12 protein-coding genes and 1 pseudogene are annotated in these 11,241 nt (G+C 70.0%); 9 read left to right on the top strand and 4 right to left on the bottom strand.

From position 1 onward, the window contains the following. Positions 1-530 (bottom strand): annotated as a pseudogene (locus ACFE87_RS23910) (preprotein translocase subunit SecA); the annotation flags it as partial. 122 nt (positions 531-652) lie between these two features. Continuing rightward, positions 653-2,206 carry an acyltransferase family protein gene (locus tag ACFE87_RS23905; protein ID WP_375462162.1) on the bottom strand — a complete coding sequence of 518 codons (1,554 nt, stop codon included), beginning with the start codon at positions 2,204-2,206 and terminating at the stop codon, positions 653-655. A gap of 165 nt (positions 2,207-2,371) precedes the next feature. On the opposite strand from ACFE87_RS23905, the gene ACFE87_RS23900 reads away from it, so the two are divergent. The 8 genes from ACFE87_RS23900 (at position 2,372) to mutT (ending at position 9,320) form a co-directional block, all read left to right on the top strand. Next, positions 2,372-3,136: a histidine phosphatase family protein gene (locus ACFE87_RS23900; protein ID WP_375462161.1), complete on the top strand. Its 765-nt coding sequence runs from the start codon at positions 2,372-2,374 to the stop codon at positions 3,134-3,136. After that, positions 3,133-4,041 (top strand): NAD(P)H-hydrate dehydratase, encoded by a 909-nt coding sequence (locus tag ACFE87_RS23895; RefSeq protein WP_375462160.1) that lies wholly within the window; start codon positions 3,133-3,135, stop codon positions 4,039-4,041. Before ACFE87_RS23900 ends, ACFE87_RS23895 begins: the two co-directional genes overlap by 4 nt. 89 nt (positions 4,042-4,130) lie before the next feature. Next, on the top strand, positions 4,131-5,009 hold the full coding sequence (locus ACFE87_RS23890) for a peptidylprolyl isomerase (protein ID WP_375462159.1): 879 nt from the start codon (positions 4,131-4,133) through the stop codon (positions 5,007-5,009). Positions 5,010-5,100: 91 nt separating this feature from the next. Then, positions 5,101-6,210, top strand: coding sequence for a TRAP transporter substrate-binding protein (locus ACFE87_RS23885; protein ID WP_375462158.1), 1,110 nt, complete (start codon positions 5,101-5,103; stop codon positions 6,208-6,210). A gap of 191 nt (positions 6,211-6,401) precedes the next feature. Then, positions 6,402-7,589: a bifunctional glutamate N-acetyltransferase/amino-acid acetyltransferase ArgJ gene (gene argJ, locus ACFE87_RS23880; RefSeq protein ID WP_375462164.1), complete on the top strand. Its 1,188-nt coding sequence runs from the start codon at positions 6,402-6,404 to the stop codon at positions 7,587-7,589. Next, complete coding sequence (locus ACFE87_RS23875) at positions 7,586-8,302, top strand: SIMPL domain-containing protein (protein WP_375462157.1); 717 nt, start codon at positions 7,586-7,588, stop codon at positions 8,300-8,302. The genes argJ and ACFE87_RS23875 overlap by 4 nt, the downstream gene beginning before the upstream one ends. 92 nt (positions 8,303-8,394) lie before the next feature. Beyond that, complete coding sequence (locus ACFE87_RS23870; protein WP_375462156.1) at positions 8,395-8,889, top strand: hypothetical protein; 495 nt, start codon at positions 8,395-8,397, stop codon at positions 8,887-8,889. Continuing rightward, positions 8,886-9,320, top strand: coding sequence for an 8-oxo-dGTP diphosphatase MutT (gene mutT, locus ACFE87_RS23865; RefSeq protein ID WP_375462155.1), 435 nt, complete (start codon positions 8,886-8,888; stop codon positions 9,318-9,320). The genes ACFE87_RS23870 and mutT overlap by 4 nt, the downstream gene beginning before the upstream one ends. Positions 9,321-9,324: 4 nt before the next feature. Here mutT and ACFE87_RS23860 read toward each other — a convergent pair whose 3' ends face one another. Continuing rightward, entirely contained in the window at positions 9,325-9,687 is a 363-nt protein-coding gene (locus ACFE87_RS23860; protein WP_375462154.1) for a DUF427 domain-containing protein, read from the bottom strand. Beyond that, positions 9,684-10,580: a methyltransferase domain-containing protein gene (locus tag ACFE87_RS23855; RefSeq protein ID WP_375462163.1), complete on the bottom strand. Its 897-nt coding sequence runs from the start codon at positions 10,578-10,580 to the stop codon at positions 9,684-9,686. Before ACFE87_RS23855 ends, ACFE87_RS23860 begins: the two co-directional genes overlap by 4 nt. Before the next feature lie 404 nt (positions 10,581-10,984). Here ACFE87_RS23855 and ACFE87_RS23850 point away from each other — a divergent pair. Further along, a partial coding sequence (locus ACFE87_RS23850; RefSeq protein WP_375462153.1) for a GTP-binding protein occupies positions 10,985-11,241 on the top strand: 257 nt, incomplete at its 3' end.

Here is an 11,241-nt window from a genome sequence, read left to right as displayed (position 1 = left end):
CCGTAGGTGATGTCGCAGGCATAGGACTGGGCGCGCTCGGCATCGTCGAGCCCGTGCACGATCACGCCGACCGTGAGGCCAAGGAAGCGGTAGACCTGCCCCATCCATTCCGAGTCGCGGCTGGCCAGATAGTCGTTGACGGTGACGACGTGGACGCCCTTGGCCTCGAGCGCGTTCAGGTAGACGGCGAGCGTCGCTACGAGCGTCTTGCCCTCGCCGGTCTTCATCTCGGCGATCGAGCCCTCGTGCAGCACCATGCCGCCGATCAGCTGCACGTCGAAGTGGCGCTGGCCGAGCGTGCGTTTCGCCGCCTCCCGGACCACCGCGAAGGCCCGGACGAGAAGATCGTCGACCGTCTTTCCAGCCGCGAGTTCGGCCCTGAACTCGGCGGTCTTGGCCTTCAGCGCCTCGTCCGAGAGGGCCGCCATCTCGGGCTCGAGCGCGTTGATCGCCGCCACTTTGGGAGCGTAGGTCTTGAGGCGCCGATCGTTGGCGGAGCCAAAGATCTTCTTGGCGAGAGCACCGAGCATGCGTGAACCCGTGACGGCAGGCGAAGGGAATGGGGGAGGCCGTCCTATAGCCGCATATAGGGGGCCGCGCACCCGAATAGGAAGACGAGGCCGAAAGGTGGGCCCTGGCGGCGCGTTCGGCCTCAGCGGGGGAGCACCGCCATCCGGCCGGCATCGTCGATCACCACGGCAAGGGGAAGGTGCCCGGCACAATCCGGCCCCGTCTGCATCCGGTAACCGATGCGGCGCGAGCGGAAGACCGCATATTCCGGCCTGCCGGCTATGTCGGGCCGGCGCCGTCGCGGTGCGTCCAGCCCGGCTCGCCGTTCCTGGCAGAACAGGCCGAGATGGAGTTCGCCGTCGGGCCGTCCCGGATCGAGCGCCCAGCCGGTCACGACATCCGAACCCGGCGCCGCAGGATCGAGTGCGCCCCGCACGCTCTCCGGCAGCGCCCGTCCGGTGCTCCGGATGAAAGCCTCCAGGCTCTCGCGCGAGCGCCTCGCCTCGGCCGGGAGGGCGTCGAGCGCGGCCTCCGCCCGGCCGCGCCGCCCCGCCTCCAGCGCCGCGATCGCGCTGCCATAGGTGCCGGCGCCGGCAAACACGGCGAGGTAGGCCAGTCCCGCGGCGAGCAGCGTCCGGGCCGGAACCCTGTCGATCTGACGCTTCAGCCATCGATACGAGCGGACGTCCCATGGTCCGAGCACCAGGGACAGCGCGAGCGGCGCCAGGACGCAGACGGCCCAGAGCGGAGCCCAGTGCCAGCCCCTCGGGGCGAAGGCGAGGCCGAAAAGAATCGTGGGCACGTGGACCAGGTAGAGGACGTAGCTGGCATCCCCGAGCCGGATCAGGGCGCGCCCAACCCCATCGAGAGCGGAGACCTGCCGGATCGTCGCCGCCGTCCCGACGAGAAGGATCGCCGCGACACCGCCGAACCACCGGCCGCCGTCGAGGCCGACGCCCGTGCTGGCATGGGCGAGCGGCAGCGCGACGAGGCCGAGCCAGGCCGGCCATCGCCCCCGTTCGATGAGGCGCGGCAGGAGGAGCCCGCCCGCGAAGGCGACGTTCGCGGGCGAGAACGGAAGAAGGTGGATCGGCGGCATCAACAGGTCGCGCGTCTCCGCCGGGAGCAGCAACGGGGACGCGGCGAGCGCAACCAGCCAGGCGAGCGCAAACCCCTCGATCCGCCGCGCCCAGCCGAAGAGCGCCAACACGAAGAGGCCGAGATAGAACGTGATCTCGAAGACCAGGGTCCATTCGACATTGAGCGGGTAGGTCCTCATGCCGGTCGGCGCGAGCGTCAGGGCGAGAAGGTTGACCGAGAAGCCGAGCCCCGCCACCCAGAACACGAGGGCGAAGCAGGCGACGACCGCGAGGTAAGGCGGCAGGATTCGGGCGATCCGATGCGCCAGAAAAAGCCCCGGGGGATCAGCGGCCACCAGGCGGGCCATCAGGAAACCCGAGATGGCGAAAAAGACGCAGACGCCCATCATCCCAAAACGGGCGTCGAAGACTGCGAGCGGCGTCGCCGCGCCGCGTGTCGCTTTTAGGTAGACGGAGGCGTGATAGAGCAGCACCGACAGGGCTGCCGCGCCTCTCAGCACTTGCAGGTTCGGCAGAAAGGGCGTGCGCTCGGCCGCCTTCGGACGGATCCTCGACCGCCCCCGTTCCCCGTCCTGCGCGATCCCCTCAGCGGACACGTAGCAACCTTTCGCAGCCGGCCCGTCCTCCGGCCTGCGGGTCGCATACACGACCGGTCCCGGGAGCTGAATTCTCGCGACCGTCCCCGACCTGCCGAAGGACGCGGAACGCCGGGCGGCGGCGGCGGTTGAGGCTCCGCTGCCGCACCCAGAGAACCCGACCCCATGACATCGAGCTGGCCCGAAACCCTCTGGATCGTTCGCCACGGCGAGAGCGCCGGCAACGTCGCGCGGGATGCCGCGCATGCGGCCGGGCTGGCCCGGATCGACGTCGAGGGCCGGGATGTCGACGTCCCGCTATCGCTCCTGGGCGAACGTCAGTCGCGCTCGCTCGGTCGGTGGTTCGCCGAAAAACCGGAAAGCGAGCGTCCCGAGGTCATCCTGTGCTCGCCCTATGTGCGGGCCCAGCAGACGGCGGCCCTGATCGGCTCGGTCGGCGGCTTCGTGTCCGAGGATCCGAAGGTCGTCACGGACGAGCGCCTGCGCGAGAAGGAGTTCGGCGTCCTCGACGGACTGACCACGCTCGGCATCCGCGAGCATCACCCCGACCAGGCCGAGTTCCGCCGTATCCTCGGCAAGTTCTACCACCGGCCGCCCGGCGGCGAGAGCTGGTGCGACATGATCCTTCGGCTCCGGAGCGCGATCGACACGATGGGGCTGCGCCATGGCGAGCGGCGCGTTCTCATCGTCGGCCACCAGGTCGTAGTCCTGTGCTGCCGCTACCTGCTGGAAGATATGACGGAGGAGCAGATCCTCGAGATCGACAGGCAGGGCGACGTCGCGAATTGCTCGGTTACCGAGTACCGGTTCGATCCGCATCGCGGCAAGGACGGCTCCCTCGCGCTCTATTCCTACAACCACACCGTCCCGCTCGAAGACGAGGGGACCCCGGTCACATCCGAGCCCGACGCCGTGGTGGCAGCCCGATGACGAAGCCCATCACGGTCGATGGCGCGTTGCTGCGCTCGATGCCGCTGCCGGAACCCGGCGACGGCGGCGGCAAGGAGGAGCGCGGCCGGGTTCTCGTGGTCGGTGGATCGCGGGAGCTTCCCGGCGCCGTTCTCCTCGCCGGCACCGCGGCGCTCCGGGCCGGGGCGGGCAAGCTGCAGATCGGAGCGCCCGCCTCGCTCGGAATTCCGCTCGGGCTCGCCGTGCCGGAGGCCATGGCCGCGGGGCTCGCCGAGAACGAATCGGGTTCGCTCGCCGTCGAGGCGGCCGAGCGGATCGTGGAACTTGGCAACAAATGCCGCGCGGTGCTGATCGGGCCCGGTCTCGACGAGGACGACGATACCGAAAGGCTCACCCGGGCGGTTCTCGAAGGCCTCGACGGCCCGCCGATCGTGCTCGACGCGGCCTCCATGATGCGGATCGCATCCTGCCGCGAGGCGCTGGCCCGGCAGGCTGGGCGCCTCCTCATCACGCCGCATACGGGCGAGATGGCCGGCATCCTGGACATCGACAAGGAGGAGATCGAGGCAGACCCGGCCGCGACGGCGCTCCGGGCCGCGCGCGATCTCGGCATCATCGTCGTCCTGAAGGGCAGCTGCTCCTTCATCGCCACCCCTGACGGGCAGAGATGGTCCTGCTCGCACGGCAATGTCGGCCTCGCCACCTCCGGATCGGGGGACACGCTGGCGGGCTTCATGACGGGCCTCCTCGGCCGCGGGGCCGAGCCGGTCCAGGCTGCGCTCTGGAGCGTGTTCCTGCATGGCGAGGCCGGCAACCGGCTCGCCCGCAGCGTCGGGCCGCTCGGCTATCTCGCCCGCGAATTGCTGCGCGAGATCCCCGGCATCATGGCCGACCTGCGCCATGACGGCACGGGCGAGCGCCCCTGAGCCGCCCTTGCCAGACCCGGACCGGGCCGCCACTTGAGCCCCGACCGCGGCAGGCCGCCCGCCCCCTTTTCCCTCACCAGGATCCCTGCATGAAACTCGCTCTCCTCTCCTGCGTCGGCACGCTCGCGCTCGGCCTCTCGCTCGCAGCCCCCGCGCTCGCACAGGCACCAGCACCGGCTCCCGCCGCTCCCGCGGCCGCGAAGCCGGCCGACCCGGCACGCGTGGTCGCGCGGGTCGACGGCGAGCCGATCACGGAGGCGGATCTCACGACTGCGGCCGAAGACCCGGCGCTGTCGCTGCCCGGCACGGACGAGGCCCAGAAGCGCGAGGTCCTGATCGGCTACGTGATCGATCTTCGGCTCGGCGCGCGGGCCTCGAAATCCGCCAAGATCGATGCTGCGCCGGAATTTCGGCGCCGCCTCGCCTATTTCGGCGAGAAGCTTCTCGTGGACGAATACCTGGAGCGCCAGACCAAGGCTGCCGTCACGCCGGAGGCGGCGCAGAAGGTTTTCGACGAGACCGTCAAGGACATGAAGCCCGAAGAGGAGGTGCATGCCCGGCACATCCTGACGACCGAGGAAGCGGACGCGAAGACGGCTTATGCCCGGGTCAAGGCGGGCGAGGATTTCGCCAAGGTCGCGGCCGAGCTCTCGACCGATCCGGGCTCGAAGACCGATGGCGGCGACCTCGGCTTCTTCACCCGGGACCGTATGGTCGCGCCCTTCGCGGAAGCCGCCTTCAAGATGCAGCCGAACGAGGTCTCCGAACCCGTGAAGAGCCAATTCGGTTGGCACGTGATCCAGGTGGTCGCCCGTCGCGCAAAGCCGGTGCCTGTTTTTGCCGAGATGCGGGAACAGATCGACCAGTATCTGGTCCGCAAGGCGCAGCAGGACGCGGTCCTGGCGCTCCGCAAGACCGGCAAGGTGGAGCGGGTTGACGCGCCGGCCGCGGCCGCCCCGAAACCATAGGCTTTAGAAGGGGGTTCGACGGCGGGCGTTTTCGTGGCAACGTGATCCCAAGTGACACCCGCGAAGGGTGATCGCGGCAAGGGGAACGTCCATGAAGCGTCGTCAATTTCTCAAGGCCGGAAGCGTCGGTCTTGCGGCTGGCACGGTCGCCGCGCCGGCCATCGCGCAATCCTCGCCCGAGATCAAATGGCGGCTGTCGTCGACCTTCCCGAAGTCGCTCGACACCCTGTTCGGCGCCTCCGAGAGTTTTGCCAAGTTCTGCTCGGAGATGACCGACGGCAAGTTCCAGATCCAGCCTTTCGCGGCCGGGGAGATCGTCGGGATGCCGCAGGCGCTCGACGCCGTCTCGAACGGCACGGTCGAGATGATCCACGGGCCGGGCTATTACTATGTCGGCCGGGACCCGGCGCTCGCCATCATGGCCGACATCCCCTTCATGATGAATGCGCGCCAGCGGAATGCCTGGCTGATGATCGGGGGAGGCCTGGACCTCGTCAACGAATACGTCTCGCAGTTCAACGTCTACACCCTGCCGGGCGGCAACACGGGTACCCAGATGGGCGGCTGGTTCCGCAAGGAGGTGAAGACGGTCGCCGACCTCCAGGGCCTCAAATTCCGCATCGCCGGCCTCGCCGGTCAGGTCCTCGCCAAGATGGGCGCCGTCCCGCAGCAGATCCCGGGCGGCGACATCTATCCGGCTCTAGAGCGCGGCACGATCGACGCGGCCGAATGGGTCGGGCCCTATGACGACGAGAAGCTCGGCTTCGCCAAGATCGCACCGTTCTACTATTACCCCGGCTTCTGGGAGGGTGCGCCCGGCGTCAGCTTCTGGTTCAACAAGGCGAAGTGGGACGAGCTGCCGAAGACCTACAAGGCCGTCGCGAACAGCGCGGCCTACCACGCCGGCATGGAGATGACGGCGAAATACGACGCCCGCAACCCGGCCGCCCTGCGCCGTCTCGTGGCCGCCGGCGCCCAGCTCCGGCCGTTCAGCCAGGAGATCCTGGAGGCCGGCTTCAAAGCCTCGAATGAGCTCTATGACGAGATCTCGGCCAAGAACGCGGCCTTCAAGAAGCTCTACGAGCATTGCCGGGCCTTCCGGAACGAGGAATATCTCTGGTGGCAGGTGGCCGAATACACCTTCGACAACTTCATGATCCGCTCGCGCGTCTCGGCGTCGGGAGCGCCGGCGCCGAGATAGCTTCGGCGCAGTCCGCACCGCTCACCCGGCGAAAGCCGGGATGAGCGGATGAGGGCGTTACCGTCCGGCGCTTGCGGGCTGCCGGACGATATGGAAAGCGCTGGCCTCCGGCCGCGATTCAGGCGGCACAAGAGCGAGGCCGCCGCGTGTCCCATTCCGTGTCCCCGCTCGCGCCGAAACAGGTTCCGGACATGCCGGCGATCGCGGGCGTCCGGCTCGCGACCGCCGAGGCCGGCATCCGCTACCGGGGCCGCACCGACGTCCTCTACGTCGCGCTGGACGAAGGCACCGAGATCGCGGGCGTGTTCACGCGCTCCCGCTGCCCCTCGGCCGCCGTGGATTGGTGCCGGGCCAATCTCGCTTCGGGCCGGGCCCGGATCCTCGTCTGCAATTCCGGCAACGCCAACGCCTTCACCGGGCTGAAAGGGCGTGACGCCGCGCGGCTGACGGCCGAGGTCGCCGCGAGCGCGGCCGGATGCCGGCCCGAGGAGGTGTTTCTCGCCTCGACCGGCGTCATCGGCGAGCCGCTCGACGCCCGGAAGTTCGAGGGCGTGCTCGCGGATTGCGCCGGGCGCGCGGCCCCGCACGGCTGGCTCGAGGCGGCGCGCGCCATCATGACGACCGACACCTTTCCGAAGGTCGCGACCCGCTCCATTCGGATCGGTGAAACGTCGGTGACGATCAACGGGATGGCCAAGGGCGCCGGCATGATCGCGCCCGACATGGCCACCATGCTGAGCTTCGTGTTCACGGACGCCGCCATCGCGGCCCCGCTCTTGCAGGACCTCCTCGCCGAGGGGGCTGCCACGAGCTTCAACTGCACCACGGTCGACGGCGACACCTCGACCTCGGACACGCTCCTTCTCTTCGCCACCGGCCAGGCCGGCGGCGCACGGATCGAGAGCCGGGACGATCCCCGGCTCGCGGCCTTTCGCGACGCCCTCGACGACCTCCTCAAGGACCTGGCCCAGCAGGTCGCCCGCGACGGAGAGGGGGCGCGCAAGTTCGTGACCGTCGAGGTCGGGGGAGCGGAGAGCGATGCCTCGGCCCACCGCATCGCGATGTCGATCGCGAATTCACCGCTCGTGAAGACGGCCATCGCCGGCGAGGATGCGAATTGGGGCCGGGTCGTGATGGCGGTCGGCAAGGCCGGCGAGCCGGCCGACCGCGACCGGCTCTCGATCTGGTTCGGCGGCATCCGGGTCGCGACCGACGGGGCACGGGACCCGGATTACGACGAGGAAGAGGCCTCGGCGGTCATGAAAAAGGACGGGGTCACGGTGAGGGTGGACCTCGGCCTGGGTGACGGCCGCGCCACCGTGTGGACCTGCGATCTCACCAAGGCCTATGTCGAGATCAACGGGGATTACCGGTCATGAGGCTCGCCGCCCTCCTCTCGCTCGCCCTGCTCGCGCCGGCCCTCGCCCAGGAGCCGCCGCGACCCCTGCCCGGCCCGCGCTTGCACCTGACCGGGAAGGCGACGCTGGAGGCCGCGCCCGACTTCGCCTCGATCTCGATCGGCGTCGGTGCCCGCGCCCCGACCGCTGCCGGCGCGATCGACCTGACATCCGTCGCGGCCGCGAAGATCGTGGTGGCCGCCCGGACCTTCAGGATCGAGCCGCGCGACCTCCAGACGAGCTACGTCTCCCTGCAGCCGGCCTTCCGGACCGTCCGGGACGGCAATGCGAGCGAGCAGCGCCCGGACGGCTACCAGGCCACGAACAGCGTCGCGATCCGGGTCCGCGACCTTGCCCGGCTGGGCGATTTCCTCCGCATCGTCGTGGATGGCGGTGCCAACCGGATCGACGGGGTCAATTTCGAACTCGCCGACCCGGGCAAGCTCGAACGCGAGGCCCTCGCCGCCGCCGTCAAGGACGGGTTGCGGCAGGCCGAGGTGATCGCGGAGGCGGCGGGCGTGAAGCTCGGCCGAATCGAGGAGATCCGCTCCGGCGCGCGTCCGGCTCGGCCGGTCGCGTCCTTTCGCTTTTCGGGGGGCACTTCTCCGCCGCCCCCTCCTGCGGTCCCGGTCGAGGCCGGCTCCCTGAGCGTCTCGTCCGAGGTCGAACTCGTCGTGGCGATCGGGCAGCCGTGACGGTGAGGTTGCAAAAATCGCGGACTTTGGCCCTGCTCCTGGTCGGGGTGGGCCTGGTCCTCGCTTGGCCCGACAATCTTCGCGCGTCGGACATGACCTGGCCCGACGCCCCGGCCCAGATCCCGACATTCGTCCGAACGGGCCCCTACGGGCCGCCCATGGCTCTCCGCCCACCCGGTCATCCGCGCCTGGCTGCGAGCCGGGTCGGCCCCGCGATTCCGGAACTGCCGCTCGCCACGCCCGGTCGTGCCGCCGCCGATCCGAAGCCTGTGCTGGGCGCCCGAAAAAACTCTGCGGGCGACGTCCATCTCTGGGGCGACGAGGAGGACGGCCTTCCCCCGGTCAGGCCCGGGACGGTGGGGCGCGGCGGCGTCAAGCTTCCCGAGGCGGTTCCGGACCCGACCGGAAAGGCGCGCCGCACCGCGCTGACCCCGGATTACGAGGTCCCGCTCGGCCCCAAGACCTCGATCGGCGGCTTCGGCGAGGTCGGGAAAGTGCAGATCGATCCGCAGGCGGGTCTCCTTCCGAGCGTCAAGGCGCGTGACGTCACCGGCGGGGTCACGCTGCAATATCGTTTCGGCCAGTGATCCCTCCGGTCGAAGTGAAGCTACTCCTCGTCGTCGCCGTGGCCCTGATCGACCCCGACGGCCGGGTGCTGATCACGGAGCGCCCGGCGGGCAAGTCCCTGGCCGGCCTCTGGGAATTCCCGGGCGGCAAGGTCGAGCCGGGCGAGCGGCCGGAGGCATGCCTGATCCGCGAGCTCCGCGAGGAGCTGGGCCTCGCGGTCGAGGAGCCCTGCCTGGCGCCGCTCACCTTCGCGAGCCACGCCTATCCGGATTTCCACCTCTTGATGCCGCTCTATGTCTGCCGGCGCTGGGAGGGCATGGCGACCGGCCTGGAAGGCCAGCGGCTGCGATGGGTGCGGCCGCGCGACCTCCGCGGCTATCCGATGCCGCCCGCCGACGCGCCGCTCATCCCGGCCCTGATCGACCTCGTCGGGTCGGCCGGCCTGGGCTGACCGCTCAGGTGAGTTCCTCGATCGCATCGACCTTGTCGGGATAGAAGGCGAGACGGCCGGCGATCGCGGCGACCGCCGGGTGTGGCGTCTCGTAGCTCCAGGCGACGTCGCGGCGGACGAGGCCTCCGGCCGAGACGGTGTGATAGCTCGCCTCGCCCTTGTAGGGACAATGCGAGCGCCGCTCGGAGGGGTCGAACAGGTCCTGCGCGATGTCCTCCCGGGGCACGTATTGCACGGCCGGGTAGCTCGCCTCCTTCAGCGTGAGGGCGCGCGTCGTCTCGGCCACGATCACGCCGCCGACCAGCACTCGGACGCGGCGCGGATTCGGTTCGATCGTGATCGGATGGTCGGGTCCTGGCTGCTTCATGATCCGTCTCCTGAAATGCCGTCGGGGCCGAATTCCGGCACGCCGAGGGCCTCTGCGAGTCTCGTCCGGGCGGAGCCCGGCCGGAGCGGCCGCTGCTGGCTTTCATGCGGCGCCCAGCCGGACAGCCAGACGAGGTCGAAGGTCGCCCGGATCCGGCCGTCCGGGTCGGAGAAGCGCTCGCCGTAGAGGGCCGCCGCCCGGACGAGGGTCGCGCGCCGAAGGGGTGTGCGGCGGCGCTCCACGAGCGTGTTGGTCCAGCCTATCGCCCGGAGGTCGGCCATGAGGGCGAACATGTGAGGGTAGCGCACTACGACGCGGTCGAGATCGACCACCGGGAGCGCGAAGCCCGCCCGCTGCAGCAGGCCGCCGAGGGCGCGCACATCCCCGAAGGGCGCGACGCGGGGGCTCGCCCCGCCTTCCTGTTCGCTCTCGGCCTCACCGAAGGCGAGCCGCAGTTCGGTCAGGGTCTCTCCGCCGAGCAGGCAGCCGAGGAAGAGGCCATCCGGCGCGAGGCAGCGCCGCACCTGGGCCAGCGCACCCGGCAAGTCGTTCGACCCGTGCAGCGCGAGAAGCGAGACGACCAGCGAAAAGCTCGCCGGCGCAAAGGGCAGGGCCTCGTCGTCGCCCACCAGCGAGGCGGTGGGATCTGGAATACCGGCGAGCCGGACCACCTCGCCGACCCGCCCGTCCCGCGCCAGCAACGCGGCAGCCGCCGGAATCGGCGTGGCGAGATCGAGCGCCCGCGGGAAGGACCGCATCACGGCCGCGAGCCGGTCCTCGAGCTCCGCCGAGGCCCGTTCGAGCAGGAACCCCGCATAGCGCCCGGCCAGCGCCCGGCTCAGGCGCCGCCGCGCCAGCGCGCGATCGAACAGGAGGGGAGCCGGGCCCGACATCGCCACGGTATGGGCCCGAACGGGCGCTGCGCCAAGCTGCAGGCGCGCGCCGGTCGGGTCGGGCGAACCCTCTCCCCGTTGGGGACGGCGCGTGCCTGGCCTCCGCTCCCCCGGCGAAAGCCGGGGCCCAGGCCCTGGATGCCGGCTTTCGCCGGCAGGAGCGAGTATTGTGACGCCGTGATGCCGGACCATGGCTCGCACCAGCTCTGGATCGCTTCCGACCCGCCGGCCTGCCGTGAGTTACGGTTCTGTCCAGCTGCCGATAGGCGCGGCCTGGAATGACGTGGGTCGCCATTGCCCAAACGGCCTCTCTCCCTTATGTGCAGCGCAGCAGCCATCTTACGAGCGACCGCCGAGCGCCCCGCGTCACGAGACACGGGGCCTGCCGTCGTGAGCGACCCCGCATGAACCTCCGCAACATCGCCATCATCGCCCACGTCGACCATGGCAAGACGACGCTCGTCGACAAGCTCCTGTCGCAATCGGGATCCTTCCGCGAAAACCAGCGAGTCGCCGAGCGGGCGATGGATTCGAACGATCTCGAGAAAGAGCGCGGGATCACGATCCTGGCCAAGGCCACCTCGGTCGTCTGGAAGGGCACGCGGGTCAACATCGTCGACACCCCCGGCCACGCCGATTTCGGCGGCGAGGTCGAGCGCAT

This window comes from uncultured Enterovirga sp. (assembly GCF_964242715.1).
Classification (GTDB): Bacteria; Pseudomonadota; Alphaproteobacteria; order Rhizobiales; family Beijerinckiaceae; genus Enterovirga.
The sequence above is the reverse complement of the archived record's forward strand: the minus strand, read 5'-3'. Positions and strand labels throughout refer to the sequence as shown.